This is a genomic window from Pseudomonas sp. AC242, assembly GCF_979258655.1.
Window position 1 is genome coordinate 6,314,739 of sequence record NZ_OZ409873.1, and the last position, 25,308, is coordinate 6,340,046.

16 protein-coding genes and 2 tRNA genes are annotated in these 25,308 nt (G+C 59.2%); 12 read left to right on the forward strand and 6 right to left on the reverse strand.

The features are described 5' to 3' along the window. Nucleotides 1-48 precede the first annotated feature (48 nt). From hflK to ACZZ0A_RS28445, 5 genes are all read left to right on the forward strand, one after another. Nucleotides 49-1,221, forward strand: a complete 1,173-nt coding sequence (hflK, locus tag ACZZ0A_RS28425) for an FtsH protease activity modulator HflK (RefSeq protein ID WP_007915828.1) — start codon at nucleotides 49-51, stop codon at nucleotides 1,219-1,221. Continuing rightward, nucleotides 1,221-2,090 carry a protease modulator HflC gene (gene hflC, locus ACZZ0A_RS28430; RefSeq protein WP_007915830.1) on the forward strand — a complete coding sequence of 290 codons (870 nt, stop codon included), beginning with the start codon at nucleotides 1,221-1,223 and terminating at the stop codon, nucleotides 2,088-2,090. The genes hflK and hflC overlap by 1 nt, the downstream gene beginning before the upstream one ends. A 313-nt stretch (nucleotides 2,091-2,403) precedes the next feature. Then, nucleotides 2,404-3,591, forward strand: a complete 1,188-nt coding sequence (locus ACZZ0A_RS28435; RefSeq protein ID WP_007915833.1) for an ATP phosphoribosyltransferase regulatory subunit — start codon at nucleotides 2,404-2,406, stop codon at nucleotides 3,589-3,591. 54 nt (nucleotides 3,592-3,645) lie between these two features. Further along, nucleotides 3,646-4,935, forward strand: coding sequence for an adenylosuccinate synthase (locus ACZZ0A_RS28440; protein ID WP_007915835.1), 1,290 nt, complete (start codon nucleotides 3,646-3,648; stop codon nucleotides 4,933-4,935). A gap of 140 nt (nucleotides 4,936-5,075) precedes the next feature. Then, nucleotides 5,076-7,010: a methyl-accepting chemotaxis protein gene (locus ACZZ0A_RS28445; protein WP_123376901.1), complete on the forward strand. Its 1,935-nt coding sequence runs from the start codon at nucleotides 5,076-5,078 to the stop codon at nucleotides 7,008-7,010. Nucleotides 7,011-7,119: 109 nt separating this feature from the next. Here the strand turns inward: ACZZ0A_RS28445 and ACZZ0A_RS28450 are convergent, their stop codons facing one another. From ACZZ0A_RS28450 to ACZZ0A_RS28465, 4 genes are all read right to left on the reverse strand, one after another. Next, nucleotides 7,120-8,685 (reverse strand): ABC transporter permease, encoded by a 1,566-nt coding sequence (locus ACZZ0A_RS28450; protein ID WP_463544028.1) that lies wholly within the window; start codon nucleotides 8,683-8,685, stop codon nucleotides 7,120-7,122. Continuing rightward, nucleotides 8,685-9,695 (reverse strand): extracellular solute-binding protein, encoded by a 1,011-nt coding sequence (locus tag ACZZ0A_RS28455; RefSeq protein ID WP_007915841.1) that lies wholly within the window; start codon nucleotides 9,693-9,695, stop codon nucleotides 8,685-8,687. Before ACZZ0A_RS28455 ends, ACZZ0A_RS28450 begins: the two co-directional genes overlap by 1 nt. A gap of 288 nt (nucleotides 9,696-9,983) precedes the next feature. Next, a tRNA-Leu gene (locus tag ACZZ0A_RS28460) sits at nucleotides 9,984-10,070 on the reverse strand. 180 nt (nucleotides 10,071-10,250) lie between these two features. Then, nucleotides 10,251-10,337, reverse strand: a tRNA-Leu gene (locus ACZZ0A_RS28465). A gap of 226 nt (nucleotides 10,338-10,563) precedes the next feature. Between ACZZ0A_RS28465 and rnr the strand changes: the two genes are divergently transcribed. The 7 genes from rnr (at nucleotide 10,564) to dnaB (ending at nucleotide 17,858) form a co-directional block, all read left to right on the forward strand. After that, complete coding sequence (gene rnr / locus ACZZ0A_RS28470; RefSeq protein ID WP_095120626.1) at nucleotides 10,564-13,194, forward strand: ribonuclease R; 2,631 nt, start codon at nucleotides 10,564-10,566, stop codon at nucleotides 13,192-13,194. Beyond that, on the forward strand, nucleotides 13,191-13,958 hold the full coding sequence (gene rlmB, locus ACZZ0A_RS28475; protein WP_007915843.1) for a 23S rRNA (guanosine(2251)-2'-O)-methyltransferase RlmB: 768 nt from the start codon (nucleotides 13,191-13,193) through the stop codon (nucleotides 13,956-13,958). The genes rnr and rlmB overlap by 4 nt, the downstream gene beginning before the upstream one ends. 307 nt (nucleotides 13,959-14,265) lie before the next feature. Continuing rightward, nucleotides 14,266-14,685, forward strand: a complete 420-nt coding sequence (gene rpsF / locus ACZZ0A_RS28480) for a 30S ribosomal protein S6 (RefSeq protein WP_007915844.1) — start codon at nucleotides 14,266-14,268, stop codon at nucleotides 14,683-14,685. Nucleotides 14,686-14,714: 29 nt separating this feature from the next. Then, nucleotides 14,715-14,945, forward strand: coding sequence for a 30S ribosomal protein S18 (rpsR, locus tag ACZZ0A_RS28485; RefSeq protein WP_002551829.1), 231 nt, complete (start codon nucleotides 14,715-14,717; stop codon nucleotides 14,943-14,945). A 36-nt stretch (nucleotides 14,946-14,981) separates the two neighbouring features. Beyond that, on the forward strand, nucleotides 14,982-15,875 hold the full coding sequence (locus ACZZ0A_RS28490) for a hypothetical protein (RefSeq protein WP_463544029.1): 894 nt from the start codon (nucleotides 14,982-14,984) through the stop codon (nucleotides 15,873-15,875). A gap of 18 nt (nucleotides 15,876-15,893) precedes the next feature. After that, nucleotides 15,894-16,340, forward strand: coding sequence for a 50S ribosomal protein L9 (rplI, locus tag ACZZ0A_RS28495; protein WP_003186385.1), 447 nt, complete (start codon nucleotides 15,894-15,896; stop codon nucleotides 16,338-16,340). A gap of 120 nt (nucleotides 16,341-16,460) precedes the next feature. After that, nucleotides 16,461-17,858, forward strand: coding sequence for a replicative DNA helicase (dnaB, locus tag ACZZ0A_RS28500; RefSeq protein ID WP_007915846.1), 1,398 nt, complete (start codon nucleotides 16,461-16,463; stop codon nucleotides 17,856-17,858). Between the two features lie 39 nt (nucleotides 17,859-17,897). On the opposite strand, the gene ACZZ0A_RS28505 is transcribed toward dnaB, so the two are convergent. Together ACZZ0A_RS28505 and ACZZ0A_RS28510 are read right to left on the reverse strand one after the other, a co-directional pair. Then, the gene (locus tag ACZZ0A_RS28505) at nucleotides 17,898-22,292 is read right to left on the reverse strand and encodes an NEL-type E3 ubiquitin ligase domain-containing protein (protein ID WP_463544030.1); all 4,395 of its coding nucleotides are present in this window, start codon (nucleotides 22,290-22,292) and stop codon (nucleotides 17,898-17,900) included. A gap of 372 nt (nucleotides 22,293-22,664) precedes the next feature. After that, entirely contained in the window at nucleotides 22,665-25,286 is a 2,622-nt protein-coding gene (locus tag ACZZ0A_RS28510) for a hypothetical protein (protein ID WP_463544031.1), read from the reverse strand. Nucleotides 25,287-25,308: the final 22 nt, after the last annotated feature.

Here is a 25,308-nt window from a genome sequence, read left to right on the forward strand (position 1 = left end):
GGTCGGCGCGCCGTGGGTGCGTCTTTGCTTTATCAGATGGAGAGCGCTATGGCTTGGAATGAGCCGGGTGGCAACTCGAATAATCAGGATCCTTGGGGTGGCAAACGCCGCAATAATGGCGACCGCAAGGGGCCACCGGATCTCGACGAGGCCTTCCGAAAGCTGCAGGAAAGCCTGAACGGGTTGTTCGGTGGTGGTAAGAAACGTGGTGATGACGGCGGTGGTTCGGGCAAGAGCAGTGGCGGCTTCGGCGGTCTGCTCGGCATCGGCCTCGTTGTGCTGGCGGCTGTCTGGCTGTACAGCGCGGTCTACGTGGTCGACGAGCAGGAGCAAGCCGTGGTGCTGCGCTTCGGCAAGTACTACGAGACTGTCGGCCCGGGCCTGAACATCTATTTCCCGCCGATCGATAAAAAGTACATGGAAAACGTCACGCGTGAGCGTGCCTACACCAAGCAGGGCCAGATGCTGACCGAAGACGAGAACATCGTCGAAGTGCCGCTGACCGTGCAGTACAAGATCAGCAACCTGCAGGACTTCGTGCTGAACGTCGATCAGCCGGAAATCAGCCTGCAGCATGCGACCGACAGTGCCCTGCGCCACGTGGTGGGTTCCACCGCCATGGACCAGGTGCTGACCGAAGGTCGTGAATTGATGGCCAGCGAAATCAAGGAGCGTCTGCAACGCTTCCTCGATACCTATCGCACCGGTATCACCGTCACTCAGGTCAACGTACAGAGCGCAGCGGCACCGCGTGAAGTGCAGGAAGCCTTCGATGACGTGATCCGCGCCCGTGAAGACGAGCAGCGTTCGCGCAACCAGGCTGAAACCTACGCCAACGGCGTCGTGCCGGAAGCCCGTGGTCAGGCCCAGCGTATCCTTGAGGATGCCAACGGTTACCGTGACGAGACGGTCTCGCGCGCCAAGGGTGAAGCCGACCGCTTTACCAAACTGGTCGCCGAGTATCGCAAGGCACCTGAGGTGACCCGCCAGCGTCTGTACCTGGACACCATGCAGGAAGTCTTCAGCAACACCAGCAAGGTACTCGTGACCGGCAACAAGAACGGCCAGAGCAACCTGCTTTACCTGCCGTTGGACAAAATGATTCAGAACAGTTCGGGCAGCAATGCACCGGTCACCGGTTCGGCTGCCGCCAGTAACAACACGGACGTCACGCCGCATGTCACTGACCTGCCGCAATCGCGCACAAGGGAGACCCGCTGATGAGCAATAAATCGCTGATCGCCCTTATTGTTGGCGTCGTTGTCGTGCTGGTGGGCTGGAACTGCTTCTACATCGTCGCTCAGACCGAGCGTGCGGTGCTGCTGCAATTCGGTCGTGTGGTTCAGGCGGATGTTCAGCCAGGCCTGCATGTGAAAGTGCCTTACGTTAACCAGGTGCGTAAATTCGACGCACGTCTGATGACGCTGGATGCACCGACACAGCGTTTCCTGACCTTGGAAAAGAAAGCCGTGATGGTCGACGCTTATGCCAAGTGGCGCGTGAAAGATGCCGAGCGCTTCTACACCGCGACTTCCGGTCTGAAGCAAATCGCCGACGAGCGTCTGTCCCGTCGTCTGGAGTCCGGTCTGCGTGACCAGTTCGGTAAGCGCACCCTGCACGAAGTGGTGTCGGGTGAGCGTGATGCACTGATGGCTGACATCACCGCATCGCTGAACAAAATGGCGGAAAAAGAGCTGGGTATCGAAGTGGTCGATGTCCGGGTCAAGACCATCGATCTGCCTAAAGAAGTGAACCGCAGCGTGTTCGAACGTATGAGCACCGAGCGTGAGCGTGAAGCTCGCGAGCACCGCGCCAAGGGTAACGAGCTGGCGGAAGGCATCCGTGCCGACGCCGATCGTCAACGCCGCGTGCTGCTGGCTGAAGCCTATCGTGAATCCGAAGAGGTTCGCGGTGACGGTGATGCCCAGGCCGCTGCGATCTACTCCAAGGCCTACGGCCAGGATCAGGAGTTCTACAGTTTCTACCGTAGCCTGCGCGCCTACCGTGAAAGCTTCGCGAACAAATCCGACGTATTGGTCCTCGACCCAAGCAGCGACTTTTTCCACTACCTGGAAAAGGCCAAGCCTTGATACGCCGTTGACCTGAATCATTCCGCCCGGCGGCTAATACCTCGGGCGGGGTGATCCTTTGGGAAAACGTGTGTATGATGCGGCAGCCGGGAAATTCCCGGCTTTTTTGCGTCTGCACGTTTGATTGCTGTTTTTTGTTGCAGGCATCGGGTTGAATGGCCCGAGAGTATTTCGAGGAAAGTGATGGGCGAAGCCGGTAACAGGCCTTTCGCCGCGTCGTTCATGCGCGTGCGTTTTGAACGGACCGGTCATTTTCTGCTTCACTCAAGGCTCGCCCGCAGGCTGGCCGCCCGGATCAAAGGGGAATGGCGTAATGGCAACGGTAGACCGCTGGCTGCTGCCAGATGGCATCGAAGAAGTACTGCCACCGGAAGCGGCGCGCATTGAAGTCGCGCGTCGTCAGGTGTTGGATCTGTTCCAGAGCTGGGGTTACGAGTTTGTCGTGACTCCCCATATCGAGTACCTGGAATCCCTGCTGACCGGCGCGGGCCAGGACCTGGATCTGCGTACCTTCAAGGTCATCGACCCGCAGTCGGGCCGGCAGATGGGTTTCCGTGCCGACATCACGCCGCAAGTGGCGCGCATCGATGCGCACACCCTGCGTCGCGAAGGCCCGAGCCGTCTGTGCTACGCCGGTAGCGTGCTGCATGCGCAGCCGCGGGCATTGTCGTCCTCGCGCAGCCCGATCCAGTTGGGCGCCGAGTTGTACGGCGACGCCAGCCCGAGCAGCGACGTTGAAGTGATCAGCCTGATGCTGGCCATGCTGCAACTGGCCGACGTGCCGGATGTGCACATGGATCTTGGTCATGTCGGCATCTACCGTGGCCTGGCGCGTGCCGCCGGTCTGTCCGGTGAAGTCGAGCAGCAGTTGTTCGACGCGCTGCAACGCAAAGCCATCGACGAGGTCATTACCTTGACCGAAGGCCTGCCGGCCGACCTGTCCGGCATGCTGCGTGCGCTGGTTGATCTGTGCGGCGGCCGTGAAGTGTTAAGCGCTGCCCGTGAGCGTCTGGCCAATGCGCCGGCGCCGGTTCTGGCAGCACTGGAAGATTTGCTGGCGATCGCCGAGCGTCTGTCGGCGCGCTTCCCGGAGCTGCCGTTGTACTTCGATCTGGGCGAGCTGCGGGGCTACCACTACCACACTGGTGTGGTGTTCGCGGTGTTCGTACCGGGCGTTGGCCAGTCCATCGCTCAGGGCGGTCGTTACGATGACATCGGCGCAGATTTTGGCCGCGCCCGTCCAGCGACAGGCTTCTCCACCGATTTGAAAACCCTGGTGACCCTGGGGCGTGCTGAGATCGAGCTACCGTCTGGCGGTATCTGGATGCCTGACAGTACGGATGCGGCACTCTGGCAGCAGGTTTGCCAGTTGCGCAGTGAGGGTCAGCGTGTCGTTCAGGCGTTGCCTGGACAACCTTTGGCCGCCGCCCGTGATGCGGACTGCGACCGGCAATTGATTCAGCAGAACGGGCTTTGGCAAGTATCGCCACTGGCTTCTTGAGTTTTCCTGCCGGCCATCGCCGGCACCAAGTTTGCGCGAATGAGGACAAGTGTTATGGGTAAGAATGTCGTAGTCCTGGGCACCCAATGGGGTGATGAGGGCAAAGGCAAGATCGTTGATCTGCTGACCGAACATGCTGCAGCCGTAGTGCGCTACCAAGGTGGCCACAACGCTGGCCACACACTGGTGATCGACGGCGAGAAAACCGTCCTGCACCTGATTCCGTCGGGTGTGCTGCGCGAAGGCGTGCAGTGCCTGATCGGCAACGGCGTGGTGGTTGCACCTGACGCCCTGCTGCGCGAGATCACCAAGCTGGAAGAGAAAGGCGTACCGGTGCGCGAGCGCCTGCGTATCAGCCCGTCCTGCCCGCTGATCCTGTCTTTCCACGTGGCGCTGGACCAGGCCCGTGAAAAGGCCCGTGGCGAGTTGAAGATCGGTACCACCGGTCGCGGCATCGGCCCGGCGTACGAAGACAAGGTCGCTCGTCGTGGCCTGCGTGTTGGCGACCTGCTGAACATGCCGCGCTTCGAAGACAAGCTGCGTGAACTGGTGGATTACCACAACTTCATGCTGGTCGGTTACTACAAAGAGCCGGCCATCGAGTTCGAAAAGACCCTGGCTGAGTGCAAGGAATACGCTGAGCTGCTGAAGCCGCTGATGCTTGACGTCACCGCCGAGCTGCACGACCTGCGTCGCGCCGGCAAAGACATCATGTTCGAAGGTGCTCAGGGTTCGTTGCTCGACATCGACCACGGTACCTACCCGTACGTGACCAGCTCCAACACCACCGCTGGTGGCGTGGCGACCGGTTCCGGCGTTGGCCCGATGTTCTTGGATTACATTCTGGGCATCACCAAGGCTTACACCACTCGCGTCGGTTCGGGTCCATTCCCGACTGAGCTGTTCGACGACGTCGGCGCGCATCTGGCCAAACAAGGTCACGAGTTCGGTGCGACCACCGGCCGTGCCCGTCGTTGCGGCTGGTTCGATGCGGTTATCCTGCGTCGCGCGATCGATGTGAACAGCATCTCGGGCATCTGCCTGACCAAGCTGGACGTGCTCGACGGTCTGGAAACCATCAACATCTGCGTTGGCTACAAAGATGCCGAAGGCAATGCTGTTGCGCCGACCGACGCTGACAGCTACGTAGGCCTGCAGCCTGTGTACGAAGAAGTGCCGGGCTGGACCGAATCGACCGTGGGCGCCAAGACCCTGGAAGAACTGCCAGCTAACGCTCGTGCCTACATCAAACGCGTTGAAGAGCTGATCGGCGCGCCGATCGACATTATTTCGACGGGCCCGGACCGCAACGAAACCATCGTTCTGCGTCATCCGTTTGCTTGATAAGTCGTTGATGTAAAAACACAAAGGCCCCTTCATCGGGGCCTTTGTCGTTTATGCCTGTTGGACGGCATGACCTTTGCTGTGAATCTGTCTACAAGAGTGCCATCAAATTAATGGCGTCAGAAGTAGAGGGATTCACAGTGTCGGCCGTTCTCTCACTGTTACAAAGCCGTTTGTTGCGGCCCGTGTTCGTTACCCTTGGTATCGCCCTTTTGGTGCAGGTGTTGGTGGCCGTTGCCCTGACGCGGAGCACCGTCACCGCGCTGGAAGCTGATTTGGCGGTGCGCTTGGGCGCCGACAGCCAGAAACTCTCCGCTGAGCTGGAGCAGGCCGGGCGTGAAGTCACGTCGAGCCTCGATGCCTTGTCTGCCAGCACCCGCCAGCGGCTGACTGCCGGTCTGTCTTTGCGACTGAAAGACGAGCAGGCGCAGTTGCGTGCGACGTTGGAAAAGGATCTAAAGGATTCGGCCAATGACATGGCGCAATTGCTCGCCTCCGTTGCGCCGCGTGCCATGTGGGACAGCGACGTTCCGACCCTGTCCGAGTTCGCCCGTCGCGCCCAGCGCAATCCCAACGTGCTGTTCGTGGTCTACGATGACGCTACCGGCCAGCATTTGACCCGTTATCTCAATCGCGAAAATCCGATCAACAAGGCTTTGCTGGAAAAAGGCCAGGGCGAGCGTGCACTGGATAAAGTGCTGGATGCGGCGAAAAACGATCCGTCGGTTTATTACCTCGAGGCCTCGATCAATCCCAATGGCGTGGAAATCGGCAAGGTGCTGATGGGCGTTTCCACTGCGTCGGTGGAAACCGATCTGGCGGCACTGGACAAGCGCTTCTCCGCGCTGATCGCGAGCAGTGATCAACTGGTCGGCGATAGCCTCAAAGGCGCCGCTGCCGACAGTGCCAAAGCCATGCAGGCGCGCCTGCAATCGGCGCAGTCAACGGCCGTCGAGATGAAAGCCAATACCGCCAATACTGTTCAAGAGGCGGCTGCGACCCTGCGCTGGCGGATCGGCATGGGCCTGGCGTTGGTCGGTTGCGGCGTGTTGCTGTTGCTGGCAGTCGTGCTCGGCCATCGCGTCGTCAATCGCCTGAAGATGCTCAACGCCGCGATGGATGATCTGGCGGCGGGTGAGGGCGACCTGACCAAGCGTGTGCAGATCAACAGCAACGATGAAATTGGCGACATGGCCTCGGCGGTCAATCGCTTTGTGGATAAGTTGCAACCGATCGTGCGTGAGGCGGGTGATGTGGCGCAGCGTACCGGCGTCGAGATTGGTGCGATGACCCTGCGCAATGCCGGTGCAGATGCGGCGGCGGGTATGCAGCGTGATGAAGTGGCGGAGAGTTTGCGCGCACTCTCGCAAATGGCGGATGAAGCGCAATCGGAAAGCCATGCGATGCAAGCGGCGTTGAAGCAGGTTGTGGATATTCGCCAGGCCACTGATGAAAACACCCGCACCTCCGCCAAGGTCGGCAGCCTGATCGAGGCGCTGGCCGGACAAGTCGATACCGGTGCAAAAGTGATCGAGCGACTGGCGCAGCAGAGCGAGCAGATTGAAGTGGTGCTGACGGTAATTCACGGGATCGCCGAGCAGACCAACCTGCTGGCGCTAAACGCTGCCATTGAAGCTGCGCGCGCTGGCGAGACCGGGCGTGGTTTTGCGGTGGTAGCGGACGAAGTTCGGGCGCTGGCCAGCAAGACACAAAGTTCTACCGGCGACATTCAGGCGCATATCGTCGCGTTGCAACAGGGCGCACGTGAGGCGGTCGAGGCAATCGGCCAGGCCGGGCGTCAGGCCAGCGAAGGTTTGCTGGTGTTGCGTGACAGCGCGCGGTTGCAGCAGTCGGTACAAACGTCTGTCGAGCAGGTGCACGCGGCGATTGGTCTGGCAACCCAGGCAGCGGCGCATCAGGCGCAAGGTGCGCAGGCGGTGCGTGGGCGCGTCGAGACGATTCATGCGCAGGCCGAGAAAGCGGCGCAGGCGGTGGTGGAGACCACGGCGAGTGGCAAGGTGCTGGATGGCTTGGCTGCGCAGTTGAAGGCGAGTCTGGGGCAGTTCAGGGCTTGAGGTCGTCTGGGCGGGCCTCTTCGCGAGCAGGCTCGCTCCCACATTAGATCGCGTTCCTCTGATGGAACTCGGTCAACATGTGGGAGTGAGCCTGCTCGCGATAGCGGTATCAGCGACTCAGATACATTCGAGTCGTCAGTAAATAAACCGGCAACCCCGATACCAAAATCAACAACGCCGCATAAGGCGCCGCCGCCGCAAATTCGACATTCGCGGTATGCGCCCACACTTCGGTCGCCAGCGTATTGAGCCCGGTCGGACTCAACAGCAGCGTCGCCGTCAATTCCTTCATCGCATCCAGAAACACCAGCGCAAACGCCGCGCCCAATGCCGGGAAGATAATCGGCAACGTCACCCGGCAAAACGCGGTGAACGACGAAGCGCCCAGCGTCCGCGCAGCTTCTTCCAGCTGTGGCGCAGCCTTGTTCAGGGCCGTGCGGATCGGCGCCTGCGCCAGTGGCAGAAACAGCAGCGCATAAGCGATCAGCAGCAGCCCCGACGTCTGGTACAGCGCCGGCACGTAATGCAGAGCGAAATACACCAGCGTCAACGCAATCACCAATCCTGGCAGTGCATGCAGCAGATACGGCAAGCGTTCGGCCCAGATCGCCAGTTGGCCTTTGTAGCGCACTACCAGCAATCCGACTGGCACTGCCAGCACCAGGCACAAAGCCGCCCCGCCAAGAGAAAGCGCCAAAGACGAGAGCAGGGCTTCAGTAATCGCGGCCACCGGAAAAGCCGCCGACGAACCGACCGCCAGCCAATACGCCAACATCCCCAGCGGAATTCCGCTGCCGACAATCGCCAGCATCAGGCAATACAACTGACCGACCGCTGCCCATGGTCCTAGCCGAACCTGCTCAGCCTGACGCGCCGCGCCTTGCCCGGTGCGCACATGCCGGCCTTTGCCGCGTACGCGCAGTTCCAGCCACAGCAACATCAAGCACAGCGCCAGCAATACGGCCGACAGCATCGCCGCGTTGGCGTTGCTGAATTCCAGTTCGAATTGCTGATAGATCGCTGTGGTGAAGGTTTGCAGGCCGATGATCGACAACGCGCCGAATTCCACCAGCATGTGCAGGGCGATCAGCAACGAACCCGCTAGCAGTGAAGGCCAGAGCAGCGGTAGGGTGACACGGAAAAACACGCCCCAGCGATTCTGCCCAAGGGTGCGGGCCGATTCTTCAAGGGATGGATCAAGATTGCGCAGGGTTGCCGCCACGGGCAGGAAGATCAGTGGATATTTCGACAGGCTCATGACCAGAATCGCCCCGCCAAGGCCTTCGAACTGCGCGCTCAACGACACCCAGGTGAAGCTGCTGACAAACGCCGGCACTGCGAACGGCAGGCACAGAATCACACCCCACAGGCGTCGTCCCGGCAGATTGCTGCGCTCCAGCAGCCAGGCCAGCGACAGACCGATCACGCCGCACGTAAGGGTTACGCCAACCATTAACGCCAAGGTGTTGCGCAGCAGGCCGAACACATATGGGCGCCACAACAAGTGCAGCGCTTCGGCCCAACCGGCCTGCCAGGCTTTGAGCCCGACATAGGCGAGCGGCAACAGACTCAGTATCACCAGCAACAAAACTGGCAATACCAGCCAGATTGAAGGCCGCTTGCGTTTTGGCACGTAACCCCCGCGCGCGGCGGGGGCGGATAACGATGCGGCCATCAGTTCAAGCCAACTTCACGTTCCAGTTCCAAGGCTTCTTCGGCATTGCCCAGATCGGCCGGGGTTACGTTCGGCGCTTCCAGTTCGCTGAACGGCTTGAGCCCGCGATCCGATTCCATGCCTTTGTGCAGCGGGTATTCGGCGGTGGTTTGGGTGATCACGCGCTGGCCTTCTTCGCTGGCCATATAGGCAAGGAATTGCTGGGCTTCTTTTGGATGTTTGCTGGATTTCAGTACGGCAGCACTGGACACGGTGATCAAGCCGCCGGCGTCGCCACCGGTGAAGTAATGCAGTTTCGAATCCAGTTTGCCTTTCTCGCGTTGCAGTGCGAACCAGTAGTAGTTGTTCACCAGTACGGTAGCGACTTCGCCGTTTTCCACAGCTTTGAGGGCGACCATGTTGTTGCTGTAGGTCTTGCCGAACGCGCGCAGGCCGGTCAGCCATTCCTCGGCGGCATCGCGACCGTGCATTTTGATGATGGCGACGGCTTGTTCCTGAAAGGCGCCGCTGGTCGGTACGAAACCGACTTTGCCTTGCCACTGTGGGTCGGAGAATTCCATTACCGATTTCGGCAGGTCTTTTTCGTCGACCAGTTTCGGGTTGTAGGCGACCACACGAACGCGCGCCGTCACGCCGATCCAGGTGCCGTTGCCAGCCACGTATTTTTCCGGAAGCACGGCCAGCGTGGCGTCATCGGTCTTGGCCAGTAGGCCCAGTTCGCCGAGATTGTTCAGCGGTGGCGATTCTTCGGTGTAGATCACGTCGGCGGGGGAGCGGTCGCCTTCTTCGATGATCTGGCTGGCGAGTTGATTGCTGCTGCCTTTGCGCACGTTGACGTGAATGCCGGTCTTGGCTTCGAAGGCTTTGGCGATCGCGTCGCCGACTTCTTTATGCTGGCCGTTATAGAGAGTCAGGGAAACCGCATCGGCAGCCTGGGTGAGGGGAGTGGCGAGCGCCAGGCCGAGGAGGGTGAAGGTCAGGCCTCGGCGCAGGGTATTTCGAAACGTCATTCGCAGGGTTCCTCACTGTCGCATTGCAAAAACTTGCAACAATGATAAACGATATTGTTTCTCAAGTGCGCCTTGCGAGAGGCTGCCAGCTCTGGTACGGCCTCTACGTTGAACTGTAGGAGCTGCCGAAGGCTGCGATCTTTTGATCTTGCTTTAAAAACAGGATCAAAGGATCGCAGCCTTCGGCAGCTCCTGCAGGGGGGATTCTGGATTTCTGGAAGCCAGAAACGCAAAAACCCGCTTTCGCGGGTTTCTGTGAAATCCAAGGTCGTGACCTTGAATTTGAATTGGTGCCCAGAAGAAGACTCGAACTTCCACGACCGTAAGGTCACCAGCACCTGAAGCTGGCGTGTCTACCAATTTCACCATCTGGGCAATCATCGCTAGCGTTGCCGCTGTTGATGTGGCGCACTATACGGAGCGACTTTTGATCTGTAAACCCCTGATTTAATTTTAATAAATCAGTTTTAAGAAAACCTGGGCTTAGAATGCAAAAAACCCGCTTTCGCGGGTTTTGTGTGAGCCTTGAAACTGATCTAGTCTCAAGCTCGAAATTGGTGCCCAGAAGAAGACTCGAACTTCCACGACCGTAAGGTCACCAGCACCTGAAGCTGGCGTGTCTACCAATTTCACCATCTGGGCAGTATCGGCAACACTTGTGCGTCGTCGATGGCGCGCACTATACGGAGCGTCTTTTTAACTGTAAACCCCTCTCAGCAAAAAATATGATTTTTTTTACCGGCGGTGTGCAAAACGGCTTTCAAGTGACGCTACAGCCCTTGATAAGGGCCTTATAGAGTCGGAAATTTCCCGTTTCATGGCGCCTATGCCAAACTAACCCGCATATAGACAAGGTGAAAACTCTCTAATGGCCGATTGGCAGTCCCTCGATCCCGAGGCCGCTCGTGAAGCGGAAAAATATGAAAACCCTATTCCTAGCCGCGAACTGATCCTGGCGCACCTCGCCGATCGGGGTTCGCCTGCTGCCCGCGAGCAACTGGTCGAAGAGTTTGGTCTGACCACAGAAGACCAGATCGAAGCCCTGCGCCGTCGCCTGCGCGCCATGGAGCGCGACGCTCAACTGATCTATACCCGTCGTGGCACGTACGCGCCGGTCGACAAGCTTGACTTGATCCTTGGTCGCATCAGCGGTCACCGTGACGGTTTCGGCTTCCTGGTGCCGGACGATGGCAGCGACGATCTGTTCATGAGCCCGGCGCAGATGCGTCTGGTGTTCGATGGCGACCGTGCACTGGCGCGTGTTTCCGGTCTTGACCGTCGCGGTCGCCGCGAAGGCGTGATCGTCGAAGTGGTGTCGCGTGCTCACGAAACCATCGTTGGTCGCTACTTCGAAGAAGGCGGCATCGGTTTTGTCGTCGCAGACAATCCGAAGATCCAGCAAGAAGTGCTGGTCACGCCGGGCCGTAACGCTAACGCGCAGATCGGTCAGTTCGTTGAGGTGAAAATCACCCACTGGCCAACGCCGCGCTTCCAGCCGCAAGGTGACGTGGTCGAAGTGGTCGGCAACTACATGGCGCCGGGCATGGAGATCGATGTCGCCCTGCGCACCTACGACATTCCGCATGTCTGGCCTGAAGCCGTTCTGAAAGAAGCGGCCAAGCTCAAGCCGGAAGTCGAAGAAAAAGACAAAGAGAAGCGCGTCGACCTGCGCCATCTGCCGTTCGTCACCATCGACGGTGAAGATGCCCGCGACTTCGACGATGCTGTTTATTGTGAAGCCAAACCGGGCAAGCTGCGCCTGTTCTCCGGCGGCTGGAAGTTGTACGTGGCGATTGCCGACGTTTCCAGCTACGTGAAGATCGGCTCGGCGCTGGACAACGAAGCACAAGTGCGCGGCAACTCGGTGTACTTCCCCGAGCGTGTAGTGCCGATGCTGCCTGAGCAACTGTCCAACGGTCTGTGCTCGCTGAACCCGCACGTCGATCGTCTGGCCATGGTTTGCGAGATGACCATCTCCAAGTCCGGCGAAATGACCGACTACTGCTTCTATGAAGCGGTGATCCATTCCCATGCTCGTCTGACGTACAACAAAGTCAGTGCGATGCTGGAAACGCCGAAAATCACCGAGGCGCGTCAGCTTCGCGGTGAGTACAACGATGTTCTGCCGCACCTCAAGCAGCTTTATGCGCTGTACAAGGTTCTGCTGGCTGCCCGTCACGTCCGTGGCGCGATCGATTTCGAAACGCAGGAAACCCGAATCATCTTCGGTACCGAGCGCAAGATTGCCGAAATTCGTCCGACCACCCGTAACGACGCGCACAAGCTGATCGAGGAATGCATGCTGGCGGCTAACGTGGCCACCGCCGAATTCCTCAAGAAGCACGAAATTCCTGCGCTGTACCGCGTCCACGACGGTCCGCCACCGGAGCGTCTGGAAAAACTGCGCGCGTTCCTTGGCGAACTCGGTTTGTCCCTGCACAAAGGCAAGGACGGTCCATCGCCGAAGGACTATCAGGCATTGCTGGCAAGCATCAAGGATCGTCCGGATTTCCACCTGATCCAGACCGTGATGTTGCGTTCGCTGAGCCAGGCGGTGTACAGCGCTGACAACCAGGGCCACTTCGGCCTGAATTACGAAGCCTATACCCACTTCACTTCGCCGATCCGTCGTTACCCGGATTTGCTCACGCACCGCGCGATCCGCAGCGTGATCCATTCGAAACAGGACACCCCGCACGTTCGCCGTGCCGGTGCGATGACCATTCCGAAGGCGCGCATCTATCCGTACGACGAAGCAGCGCTGGAGCAGCTCGGCGAGCAATGCTCGATGAGCGAACGCCGTGCCGACGAAGCGACCCGCGACGTCGTGAACTGGCTCAAGTGCGAGTTCATGAAGGATCGCGTGGGCGAATCGTTCCCGGGCGTGATCACCGCAGTGACCGGTTTTGGTCTGTTCGTCGAGCTGACCGATATCTACGTCGAAGGCCTGGTGCACGTCACCGCGCTGCCGGGCGATTACTACCACTTCGATCCTGTGCATCACCGCCTGGCGGGCGAGCGCACCGGTCGTAGCTTCCGTCTGGGCGATACCGTTGAGGTGCGCGTCATGCGTGTCGACCTCGACGAGCGCAAGATCGACTTCGAGATGGCGGAAAAAACCATCAGCGCGCCGATCGGTCGGAAAAAGCGTGGTGCTGAAACTGCCGCACCGGCCGCGAAGGAAAAAGCCGAAGCAGCGCCAGCGAAAACCGCTGGTCGTCGCCCTGCTAAAGAGAAAGCTGCCGAAGCCTATCGCCCAAGCGACGCCGTAGCGAAAAACGCCGAGCTGCGCAAAAGCCGTGAAATGAAGAAAGCTCTGCTTTCCGATGCCAAAAACGGTGGTAAAGCGGCGTCCGGGGGAAAGACCGGACGGTCGGCGCCTGAAAAGGCCTCCGGCGGCAAGCCAGCCAAACCGAGCAAACACCGTAAAGGCCCGCCAAAAGCGGGTTCTGCTCCAGCCAAAAGTGGCGGGGCACGTAAACCGAAGGCGAAGTCATGAGTCAGTTGGAAAAAATCTACGGCGTTCACGCGGTAGAAGCGTTGCTGCGTCACCACCCGAAACGCGTCAAGCAGATCTGGTTGGCGGAAAGCCGCAACGATCCGCGCGTGCAGACCCTGGTTGAGCTGGCCAACGAAAATCGTGTCCAGGTCGGTCAGGCCGAGCGCCGCGAAATGGACGCCTGGGTTGAAGGTGTTCACCAAGGCGTAGTCGCGGAAGTCAGCCCGAGCCAGGTCTGGGGTGAAGCGATGCTCGACGAGCTGCTCGACCGCACCGAAGGCGCGCCACTGTTGCTGGTGCTCGACGGCGTGACCGATCCGCACAACCTCGGCGCCTGCCTGCGCTCGGCCGATGCGGCCGGCGCGCTGGCGGTGATCGTGCCGAAAGACAAGTCGGCAACTTTGACGCCGGTCGTGCGTAAAGTCGCTTGCGGCGCGGCGGAAGTGATTCCGCTGGTTGCGGTGACCAACCTCGCGCGCACTCTGGAAAAGCTCCAGCAGCGCGGTCTGTGGATTGTCGGTACGGCGGGTGAGGCTGAGGTCAGCATTTATGACCAGGACCTGACCGGCCCGACCATCCTGATCATGGGCGCCGAAGGCAAAGGCATGCGTCGCTTGACTCGCGAACACTGCGACTATCTGGTGAAGCTACCGATGGCCGGTAGTGTCAGCAGTCTGAACGTGTCCGTGGCAACTGGCGTGTGCCTGTTCGAAGCGCAGCGTCAGCGCGGTGCCAAAGCCAAGGCTGCCACCAAGAAATCCTGATCTTCTGCAAATCCCCTGTAGGAGTGAGCCTGCTCGCGATAGCGGTGCAACATTCAGCATCAAAGTTGAATGTTACCCCCCCTCATCGCGAGCAGGCTCACTCCTACATTGTTTTGTGGGAAGGCGAGATCGTTGGTTGTTCAAATAATCACCAATTGCCTTGCACCTCTTCTGTCCCTTCTCTACAATTGCGCCCCTTGCTGTGACGGCAGGCACGCATGTGCCCCGCGCCAGCAAGTCCATAAGTGTCATTCACTCCTTGTCTGACCGTTTTTGAGCGGCAGGCTACAACCCGTAAGGAGCATTCATGCGTCATTACGAAATCATCTTTTTGGTCCACCCGGATCAAAGCGAGCAAGTCGGCGGCATGGTTGAGCGTTACACCAAGCTGATCGAAGAAGACGGCGGCAAAATCCACCGTCTGGAAGATTGGGGCCGTCGTCAACTGGCCTACGCAATCAACAATGTTCACAAGGCTCACTACGTGATGCTGAACGTTGAGTGCACTGGCAAGGCCCTGGCCGAGCTGGAAGACAACTTCCGCTACAACGATGCAGTGATCCGTAACCTGGTCATCCGTCGCGACGAAGCCGTTACCGGCCAGTCCGAGATGCTCAAGGCTGAAGAAAACCGCAGTGAGCGCCGTGAGCGTCGCGATCGTCCTGAGCACGAAGGCGCTGAAAGCGCTGAAGGCGAAGAGAACGACAGCGATAACGCTGACGAGTAATCCACGGACCTTATTAAGGAGCCTATCAAATGGCACGTTTCTTCCGTCGTCGTAAATTCTGCCGTTTCACCGCTGAAGACGTGAAAGAGATCGATTACAAAGATCTCAACACTCTGAAAGCTTACGTATCCGAGACCGGCAAAATCGTTCCAAGCCGCATCACCGGTACCAAAGCTCGTTATCAGCGTCAGCTGGCCACCGCTATCAAGCGCGCCCGCTTCCTGGCCCTGCTGGCCTACACCGACAGCCACGGCCGCTGAGACCGGGCAGTCGACAAGTAGCAAAGGATTGAATGCATGCGTGCCTTAGCTGAGTTCATCATGCGAGGCCGTATGCAGGCCACTCTCGTGGTGGCCGGATGTGCAACATTGCCGTTGTTGTATTGGTTGGGCGCTGCCGCCGGGAGCCTTGTGCTGCTGCGGCGCGGACTGACGGACGCCCTGGGTGTTCTGTCTCTGGGGCTGCTGCCGGCATTGATCTGGTGGCTGTATGCCGATGATCCACGCGCACTTCTGGTGCTGCTGGGGTCTTCGGGACTTGCGTTGGTTTTGCGCGCAAGTGAGTCCTGGGTTCGCACGCTGCTGGTCAGCGTAGTGATTGGAGTGGTGTTTTCGGTGGTGCTCGGGGCCGCGTTTGCGGCCCAGATCGAGATGCTCGCGCAGGCCTTGATAAAGGTCATGCCGGCGCTTCTCGGTGAGACCTACAAGCAATTGTCGGTCGATGAGCAAGCGCGTTTCGCGTCCCTGATTGCACCAGTCCTGACCGGACTGATTGCGGCGCTGTTGCAAATCGTCAGCGTGCTGAGCCTGATTGTCGGGCGGCATTGGCAGGCGTTGTTGTACAACCCGGGTGGTTTTGGTCGCGAGTTTCGCGCCATCGGGATCCCGCTGGGGCCGGCGATGTTGCTGCTGGCGTTGATGCTTCTGGGCCCGAATCTCGGTGCACAGATGGCCATGTTGACGCCGTTGTGCAGTGTACCGCTGGTGTTCGCCGGACTTGCCCTGATTCATGGGCTGGTCGGGCAGAAGCGACTGGCCGGTTTCTGGCTGGTGGGGTTGTACGTCACGCTGCTGTTGTTCATGCAGCTGATCTATCCGTTGCTCGTGGTCCTGGCCATTGTCGACAGCCTGATTGATTTTCGCGGTCGTCACGTGTCGAAAGACACCGACAGCGCGAACGGTGAAGGTTAAAAGTTAGAGGATTTTCACATGCAACTGATCCTTCTGGAAAAAATCGCCAACCTGGGCAACCTGGGCGACAAAGTAAACGTTAAGGCCGGTTACGGCCGTAACTACCTGCTGCCTTTCGGCAAAGCTACCGCTGCGACCGCTGCCAACCTGGCTGCGTTCGAAGAGCGTCGTGCTGAGCTGGAAAAAGCTGCCGCAGACCGTAAAGCATCGGCTGAAAGCCGTGCTGCCCAACTGGCCGAGCTGGAAGTGACCATCACTGCCACCGCTGGCGACGAAGGCAAGCTGTTCGGTTCGATCGGTACTCACGACATCGCTGACGCACTGACCGCCTCCGGCGTTGAAGTTGCGAAAAGCGAAGTTCGTCTGCCGAACGGCACCATCCGCAACGTGGGTGAATTCGACGTGGCTGTGCACCTGCACGCCGAAGTTGAAGCCACCGTACGCGTTGTCGTGGTAGCAGCTTAAGCAACACTGATCGGCTGGCGGCTTGTCCGTCAGACGGTTAACATCGGGCACGATCCTGTTATACAGGTCGTGCCCTTTGTCTTTCTGAATTCCCTGTTTTTCCAAACAACACAAGTGGCCATGAACGATATCTCCGCTCCCGAGCAATACGATCTGCAAACCGCTGCCCTGAAGGTGCCGCCGCATTCCATCGAAGCCGAACAGGCTGTACTCGGTGGTCTGATGCTGGACAACAACGCCTGGGAACGCGTGCTCGATCAAGTCTCCGACGGCGATTTCTATCGACATGACCACCGTCTGATCTTCCGCGCGATCGCCAAACTGGCCGATCAGAACATGCCGATCGACGTCGTGACCCTGTCCGAGCAACTGGACAAGGAAGGTCAGACCTCGCAAGTCGGTGGCCTCGGTTACCTCGGCGAGCTGGCGAAAAACACGCCATCCGTCGCCAACATCAAGGCCTATGCGCAGATCGTTCGCGAACGAGCGACCTTGCGCCAGTTGATCGGCATCAGCACCGAAATCGCCGACAGCGCCTTCAACCCTGAAGGTCGTACTGCCGCCGAAATTCTTGACGAAGCCGAACGGCAGATCTTCCAGATTGCCGAGGCCCGGCCTAAAACCGGCGGCCCGGTGGGTGTGAACGATTTGCTGACCAAGGCCATCGACCGGATCGACACCTTGTTCAACACTGACAACGCCATCACTGGCTTGTCCACCGGATACACCGACCTCGACGAGAAGACCAGCGGCCTGCAGCCGTCCGACTTGATCATCGTCGCCGGCCGTCCGTCGATGGGTAAAACCACCTTTGCGATGAACCTGGTGGAAAACGCCGTGTTGCGCAGCGAGAAGGCGGTTCTGGTGTACTCCCTCGAGATGCCAGGCGAATCGCTGATCATGCGTATGCTCTCCTCGCTGGGGCGCATCGACCAGACCAAAGTGCGTTCCGGTCAACTCGAAGACGATGACTGGCCGCGCCTGACCTCGGCGGTCAACCTGCTCAACGATCGCAAACTGTTCATCGATGACACTGCCGGTATCAGCCCGTCGGAAATGCGTGCGCGGACCCGGCGTCTGGTGCGTGAACACGGCGACGTCGGCCTGATCATGATCGACTACCTGCAACTGATGCAGATCCCCGGTTCCAGCGGTGACAACCGTACCAACGAAATTTCCGAGATCTCGCGATCCCTGAAAGCGCTGGCCAAGGAATTCAACTGCCCGGTGGTGGCGCTGTCGCAGCTCAACCGCTCCCTGGAACAACGTCCCAACAAGCGCCCGGTGAACTCCGACTTGCGCGAATCCGGAGCGATCGAGCAGGACGCCGACGTGATCATGTTCGTGTACCGCGACGAGGTGTATCACCCGGAAACCGAACACAAGGGCATCGCCGAAATCATCATCGGCAAGCAGCGTAACGGCCCGATCGGTTTTATCCGCCTGGCGTTTATCGGCAAGTACACCCGTTTCGAAAACCTTGCCCCAGGCAGTTACAACTTCGACGACGACGAGTGACAGCAGGCCGAAGTCCATCGGCCTGCTGCGACGTATCGATTACAGCATTGCACCACTCGTTCCCGGGGTTTCCTGCGCAGGCGTGACGTCGGCAGGAGGCGCCTCGATCATTGTTCGAGGCTGCAATTCCTGCCGCGTCAGCGTCTGGATCAATGTCGCTTCGACAATCGCCAACTGCGCCGTCACATCATCGGTTTGCATGTTGTATTGAGCCTCGCTCAGCAGGCCTTGTGATGACTGGCTGTCGAGAATTTCCTGGCGATTCTGAAACGGCTGGCGACTCGCATCGAATTGCGCCTGGTATTTGTGAATGATGAAGTCCTGCCAGAAATCCATCGACACCAACGCCTGAAACTCTTCAGGCGAACCATTCAGCGTCGAGACTTTGCGATACGCCGCATCCAGCATTGCCGGGGTAACGCCAGCCATGCCGATAAACGTGAGTGCCTGTGGCTGAAACGGCAATTGCAGCCGATCCTTGAGACCAAAGCGGTAGGCCATGGTCATTTCATGGGGATCGCGTATGCGCAGGTGGTGGCTGTTTCGCAGCTCCCGGGAGGTTGCCGGATCGTCAATGATTGCCCTGCTTGAAGCGATCTCTGCCGCGGCGATGTCGTCGACCTGTTTGAGCCGGAACAATCCTTTGGACAACGCCACCAAGGGGGCGCCATTCAAATCGAGCCTGGCCTGAACGCGCGCCTTGTAAGTCATGGCCAGGACTTGCAGGTCGGTGAAGGTGGCTGCGGCAAGGTCAGTGCAACCTGCTTCGCACGCGCGATCGAACAGTTCTCGACGCAAGGTTCGCGACTGTGGATCGTCTTGGCTGATGACATCGATCACATCCCAGACCTGACGCCGGAAATCGGCATGGTGCGCACGGCTTGCGAGGATGTTGAAGAAGCCGTCTGAGCCTGGCTGCTCGCGCAACGTGCGCCATTGAGTGTTTCTGGCGAACGCTTGATCAGTGGGTAGTCCGGTGGTCCAGATCGGGGTGGGCTCTGCGGCGGTCCTTGCAATGGGACGTTGAGCCAAAGGAAATGACGTTGTGAACAGGTTGAATCTGTTGTGAAGCCCGGTTTGCGCTTCGTCCAGTTGCATGCGATAGACGCCCATTTGTATCCGCGTCTCATCAGTAATCGGATTATTCGTCAGTAACGTGCCACTGTTCACTTGGACCGAATGCGCCAGGCGCTCCGGGGGCGGAGCAGTGACAAAGTCGGGAATCGTGGTGATCTGGTTATTGCTCAGATCGATCCGGGTCAGCAGGGGTTGATCAAACAGTCCGGTTGGCCAATGCGTGATGCCGGTGTTCGCCAGGCTGACCTCGCGCATATCGGTGATCAGGCTGAAGTCCGGGATCACACCGAGTTGGGGATTGTTGTCGATCCAGAGTGCTCTGAGTGTTGTGCGTCCGGCCAGTATCCGTGCCGTTTCTGCATTGAGCTCAAGTTGGTTGTGCTGCAGAAACAGGCGCGTCATCCCGTGCATTTCTCCTACCGCCGGGGGCAAGTCCCTGAGGCGATTGTTCGACATGTCCAGCCAGCGCACATGACGAAAACGGGTGAGGAAGCCTTCCGGTGACTCCGTCAGGTTCATGCCGCTCAATCTGAGTGAACCAACATGGCTGAAGTCGATGCTCAGATCCGGCAGGGTCGGCAAGGTCAGGCCGCTCAAGTCCAGTTCCAGACCGATCGGCGTGCCGTCGAATGCATGTTTTTGCGCTGTTTCGCGGCGCCAGCAACTGATGATCCGATCCCGCGCTGCGGTGCGGTCATTGCGGGTGGTGGCGTTGATCTGCAGTTGATTGGCACGCACGTAACGCAGGCGGTTGCCGCCCCCGGAAAAGACCCAGTCGTCGAGCTGGGTTTTCAAAAGATCGAATTCTTGTTCCAGCCCGAGCAAGCGTGGTGCAACGGTGCCTTTGTCATGATTCCAGATGAACTCTCTGCACTCCTTGATGGTTTTGCTCGGGAACAGGTTTCGATAACGCTGCGCCCTGGAGTCTTCGCTATCGAATACGGCGGGATGGGCCGGCTCCATCAGCTCGGGGTGAGACTCTTTAAGGCGTCGCCAGTAGCCGTCGAATTTTCGCCAGTACGCAGAGGGGAAGTCGTTGCCTTCAAGCCGCGTGACGTTGTTGATCCGCGCGACGACAGCCAGCGTCTCGGGTGTCGGGTTGAGGTTGGCCTGGGGAACCTCGCTCAAGCGATTGTCGCGCAGGTCCAGGTGGTTCAAAGCGGTTTTGTCGAGCAGCCCGGCAGGCCACTGACTGAGGCCTGTGTTTTTCAGGTTCAAGGCTTGCAACCCGGACATGGTGCTGAAGTCGGGCACTGCCCGCAGTTGATTGTTGGACAGATCGATCTGTTTCAACTGGTGCAGTGCACCGAGTGCCAAAGCGCTTTGCTCATCCAGTTTTATCTGGTTTGAACTCAGGTCCAGATAGCTGAGTTTGTCCATCTCGACGATTTTTTGCGGCAGTTTATCGATGCCGGAGTTAACGATGCTCAGGCTTTCCAGATTGGGGCAATTGGACAGAAGCGTATTGGCGGTGTCCGACCAGATGACCGAGTCGAGACTGAGGGATTTGATGTGGCTGAAATCCACGGTCAGCAGGGGTAATGGACCGTACAGCGGTGGCAGTTTCAGTACGCCGTCCGATTCGCCTAGCCAGCAGCCTCTGATGATCCTTGCCAGGCGGGTGGCGTTGACTCTTTCCGGGCCCCTGGCATAGGCCGGGCCGGGTTGACTGTCGGCGATGTAGGCCTGCAGTTGCGTTTCCAGTAACGCGAAACCGGCAAGGCGTCGCGCGATCTGCTCTTCGGCGCCATCACCCAGGGCGAGCAGATATTCCCTGGCGGCTTGCGGATCCTTGTCTGGATACATATGCCGCACCATCGCCACTTCGGGAATGTCGCCATCCAGTCTGAACGCGTCGGCGCGGGGGCCGGTGCGCATCGCCGGATAGTCGGCCACTACGCGGCGCCAATAGGCCTCAAGCGTTCGCCAGTAGCCGGCCGGGAAGGGATTGCCTTCAATCAGGGTAACCGAGTTGATACGGGCGATCGCCAGTAGTTCATTGCTTGACGGGGCAAGGTTCGCCTGTGGAATTTCGCGCAGTTGGTTATTGCGCAAGTCGACCACGTCCAGTGCCACCTGATCGCGTAAACCGCTGGGCCAGTGATCCAGTCCAGTGTTGCTCAGGTTCAATGACCGAAGTTGCGACATGCCGCGAAAGTCCGGGACTCTGCCAAGCGGGTTGCTCGACAGGTCGAGGTGTTCAAGCTGTTCGAGTGCGCCCAGTTTTACTGCTGTCTGCTCATCGAGCTGGATTCGGTTCGAGTTCAGCTCCAGAGCCTTGAGAACGGTCATCGGCGCGATATCGGTCGGCAGCTTATCCAGAGTGGAGTGAGTCACCGACAGTTTCTCGAGGTTGGGAAAACTGCCAAGGAAGGTATCGGCGGTGTCCGACCAGGCGACCGCTTTCAGCTCCAGAGTTCGTACATGGCTGAAATCAGCCGTCAGTGGCGCAAGGATTGCCTCTGCCAAATCAAGTTTCAGCGTCGTCCCCGTCTGCCGCTTCCAGCAACGTTTTATTTCTTCGACAGCACGCTCCACCGCGGGATGTGCAGCTTCGGTGGGGGCCTGCGAGGATGTCTTCCTGATCCAGGAAGCGAGATCCGCCTTGAGCGCCCTATAACTGGCCTCGCGTTGGGACAGATAGCCGCGGACGTCATCCCCGTGCGAATGCAGAAGCCGGGTGATCTCCTCGTTGTTGAGGGCCGGGAAGAGTTTTCGAGCGCGGGACTCTGGCGTGCGCAAATGATTGATCGCGGTGGCAAACCGTTGCAGCAAGCCGGGCTGCGCGGGGCTGCCTGGCTCGCTGCGGAACATGCCGCCGACACCGCCGACCGGCGTCCCCAGCCAGCCGTCGCGAGCATCGAAAATGATCGGCTCCGAGCGCCCGGGACGTGTGGCGATGTAAGTGTTGGTGCTGTCGCCGGCAACCGGATCTTGCGCGCGGACGATGCGCATCACCGGTGTCGACGGGGTAGAGGCATCGGTGTCGTGCAGAACCTGATAACTGTGCTTGTCGATCACCGCATAGAGCTTGCCGTTGAGCCGGTGGAGGCCATCGCTGCCCCTTTGAACGTCACTGAAATCCAGTGGCGTACGGAAAGCTTCCAGGCGGGTGCTCGATAATGGCACCCCGATGGGCTCGAAGTGTTCCAGTTCATGCCAGAGTCCCGCGCTGGAGTCTCGCAGCAGCACGGGCCCCGAGGGGCTGGACTCGCTGGGCAGCCTGGCGCGATACAGTCCTGTTTGCGCATCTTTGCTGACCATCACGATGCCGCCAGGTACATCGGCATACTGGCGGCCCTTGTGCGTTCGCAAGCCGTCAGCGTTGCGATCCGACAAACCTGTGGCCGCAGGCACCCAGTAATGTTCCAGGGACTGGCTAGGCGCACGCGGATTTTCAAACGGCAACGCGGGTCGATGAATCGTGATGCTCGGAGCCGGCTCGATCGCATCGATATCGGCTGGCGTTGGTAAGCGGCCCGGTCGTGGCGTTTGCCCACCGGGTATCGAGATCTCTAAATCTGCGCGCGCTGGCAAGTCGAGGCGCGGGGTGTCCACGTCTGCCCCAGCGTTTTGGCGAACCGGGGGATTGCCGGAATTGTTGCCTCTGGGAGGCGATTTAACGGGCATGTCTTTCTATCCTTGCAGGTTTGCGCATCAGCTCGCCTGAGCGGGAGCTGATGGCAGGGACGGCGTCATTGCCTGATTGATCGTATGGCCCTGAGTTCTTTACTCAGGCTTGGAAGGCACGCCAGCCGGGCTGGCCAGTGCAAATATTTTGCGCGCGGTCTTGCCATCGAAGGTCTGGCGCCAGATGGCCACGTGCGGCAAGCCAGCCTGTTCATCGCGGCGCTGAGCGTCGATGCCGCGTCGGCTCTGTTCGAGGGTTTTGAGGTGACCGCCTCGTGTAGTGAAACTCAGCGGCGCGGCGTTGTGCTGGTCATAGTGGAAATGTGCCTCCCATAACGGTGTGCCGTCGGTGCGATCAGTGATCGAATAAACATCGAGAAACGACTTGTCCCTGCCTTTGCCCGATTGCTTGCGCTCAACGGTTTTGCTCACGCTGACTTCTTTGGCATCCATCAGGTAGTTCAAACGCACGATGTCGAGCACGTCCCTGTTCTTGTACATGCGCACCAGAACACTTTGGCCATGCGCATCCAGTGAGTCGGCAGCGCTGCGCAATCGCGCAGCCAGGGCGAGGATCTCGGCGTCATTGGTCGCGTCATCATGGCTTTCCAGGCGTCTTGCCTGCTCGTTGAGGCTTTCCGCCTCTTTGCCCAAGCCTTCAAGAATCTCGGTCGGATTGGTTTTTTTCGCTTCGTCCACCTTGGCCTTGGCGACGTGTTGTTCAACGTCGACCAGTAACCGTTTTGCCTCGGCGACCAGTTGTGGTCTGGGTGTACTGACGATGGGTGGCCGCACTGGCAACCATTCGCCCTGTCTTTTTTCGTAGCGGGCGGATGGCGAACCGGGGCGCAACGGGTCCGGCACCTTGACGATGACGTTGCCGTCCAGCGCCGTTTCCGTTTCGCCGACCAGAACCCGGTACGTGCCGTGCTGGCGGACCCGGAAAATCTTTCTGGGGGCTGACGGGCGGGGGCTTTCGGAAGGGTCAGGCAGTGCTGGAAGGAAATCGAAATCGATATCGTGGTCGATGTTGGGCAGCTCGCGATCGCGCCCGATCGACTCCAGAATGTCGCTCAGCCGGTTTTCGATTCGCTTCTCGAATGGATCAATCAGATCGAGGATTTCCCTCAGATACCCGGCCCTCAAAGCATCGGTGTCAGCGTTGGCGGCCAGTTGCATTTCAAATCGGGACTTGTCCGCCCTGATCTGATCAAGGCTCAAAAGCAGCGCCATCGGATGCTCATGTTGCGGAATGTTTTTCAGGTCTGCGGTGACCAGGTCGACGGCTGAAAGCGAGGGCATGGTGGTATTGGGCGAATGCTCGGGTGTGCCCGCAAACAGGTGTATATAGAGGGTCAGCTTGTTGAAGTTGATGCGCTCGGCCGACGGAACTTGCTGCCTGATTTCTTCGAGTATCGGCGCCGCTCCGGGGTCGGCTTTTCTGATTTCTGCCAGCACCACTTCACGTTCTTCGATAAACCTCAGCTTCTTGTTCAGGTGAGGGATGATTCGCTTGCAACTGTCGGCATCGAGACTGGAGATCGTTGGCTTCACCCGCAGATCCATGGCTGCCATGAGGCGGTTCAGGAACTCGGCGCGCTCTATGCGGAAGGTGTGCAGTTCCTGCTTGAACAGCCCGCTGGCTTTCGCAAGGACCAGCCATTTCCTGTTGAGCACCAGCGACTCCACGAAATCCGCCTGTTTCTGCACATGCTTGAGCAAATGCACTTCGAGACTCAGCAGTTTTGCGATTCGCTCTGCGCTGCCTTCCGCCAGTTTTTGGGTTTGCGCCCAGAGGGTGTTATGCCGGTCCGACGAGTTCGTCAACTCCGTGTGGGCCTTGTGAAAAGGCTCATACATCTGCATCAACGTGTCTTTACTCAGGCGGACAATCTCCGCGTCCTGAATACCTCCCTTCAGATCTGGCAAATGATAGACCCAGCGATTGCCCTCATCACGCCTGACCGACCGCGTTTCGCCGCTGCGGCTGGCCCGGAAGATATTTGCGCTGTCGATTGCCACGGGGTCTTTCGGATTGACGATGCGCCACGCTTTGTGTGTCGCCGTGGATGCACTCACATCGTGCATGACCTGATAAACCTGATTGTGCAGGGGCAGGTACAGCCGACCCTCGTGGCGCAACAACCCGTCGCTGTCGGCCTTGGCACGTGTGAGATCGAGATTGGTGTGCAACGTCTGCAGGTGAGTGTCGATCAAGGTAACGGCGTCACCGTCCTCGAGCGAATGCCACAGACCGCTGTCGCTGTCGCGCAGCAGTAGCGGACCAGAGGCCACGCGCTCGGCCGCGAGTTGGGCGCGGTAGAGGCCGGTCTGCGGATCGACCCCGACCATCACGATGCTGTCGTGCGCGACATCGACGTATTCGCGGCCCTTGTACATCCTCAAGCCCTCGGTATTGGCCCGGGGCAAACGGTCAGGTGCGAGGATACGGTAACTCTCCAGCGATTTTGGTCCCGTTGCGCCTGTTTTCACCGAGGCGGTTGTCGTGTGCGTGATGACGACGGGCGGTGGTCTTGTTACCTCAGGGCTGTCAGTGCCGTGAGCGCCGTGAGTGCCACCCGGCCGCGTTGCCGGGTGGACAGACAGGGACGGTTCAGGCCCCGTCCGTGGCGCTCGCCCGGTATTGCCTTGCTGCGGCGCATCCGGGCTGGTTGGTGTGTTGACTTTAATGCTGCCCTTGGCGGGCTGTTTGGGTGACATTGCTTCATCCTTGAAGGGTTGC

Coding starts and splice junctions, on each gene's coding strand:
- hflK (WP_007915828.1), top strand. CDS start 49: ATGGCTTGGAATGAGCCGGGTGGCAACTCGAATAATCAGGATCCTTGG.
- hflC (WP_007915830.1), top strand. CDS start 1,221: ATGAGCAATAAATCGCTGATCGCCCTTATTGTTGGCGTCGTTGTCGTG.
- ACZZ0A_RS28435 (WP_007915833.1), top strand. CDS start 2,404: ATGGCAACGGTAGACCGCTGGCTGCTGCCAGATGGCATCGAAGAAGTA.
- ACZZ0A_RS28440 (WP_007915835.1), top strand. CDS start 3,646: ATGGGTAAGAATGTCGTAGTCCTGGGCACCCAATGGGGTGATGAGGGC.
- ACZZ0A_RS28450 (WP_463544028.1), bottom strand. CDS start 8,685: ATGGCCGCATCGTTATCCGCCCCCGCCGCGCGCGGGGGTTACGTGCCA.
- ACZZ0A_RS28455 (WP_007915841.1), bottom strand. CDS start 9,695: ATGACGTTTCGAAATACCCTGCGCCGAGGCCTGACCTTCACCCTCCTC.
- rnr (WP_095120626.1), top strand. CDS start 10,564: ATGGCCGATTGGCAGTCCCTCGATCCCGAGGCCGCTCGTGAAGCGGAA.
- rlmB (WP_007915843.1), top strand. CDS start 13,191: ATGAGTCAGTTGGAAAAAATCTACGGCGTTCACGCGGTAGAAGCGTTG.
- rpsF (WP_007915844.1), top strand. CDS start 14,266: ATGCGTCATTACGAAATCATCTTTTTGGTCCACCCGGATCAAAGCGAG.
- rpsR (WP_002551829.1), top strand. CDS start 14,715: ATGGCACGTTTCTTCCGTCGTCGTAAATTCTGCCGTTTCACCGCTGAA.
- ACZZ0A_RS28490 (WP_463544029.1), top strand. CDS start 14,982: ATGCGTGCCTTAGCTGAGTTCATCATGCGAGGCCGTATGCAGGCCACT.
- rplI (WP_003186385.1), top strand. CDS start 15,894: ATGCAACTGATCCTTCTGGAAAAAATCGCCAACCTGGGCAACCTGGGC.
- dnaB (WP_007915846.1), top strand. CDS start 16,461: ATGAACGATATCTCCGCTCCCGAGCAATACGATCTGCAAACCGCTGCC.
- ACZZ0A_RS28510 (WP_463544031.1), bottom strand. CDS start 25,286: ATGTCACCCAAACAGCCCGCCAAGGGCAGCATTAAAGTCAACACACCA.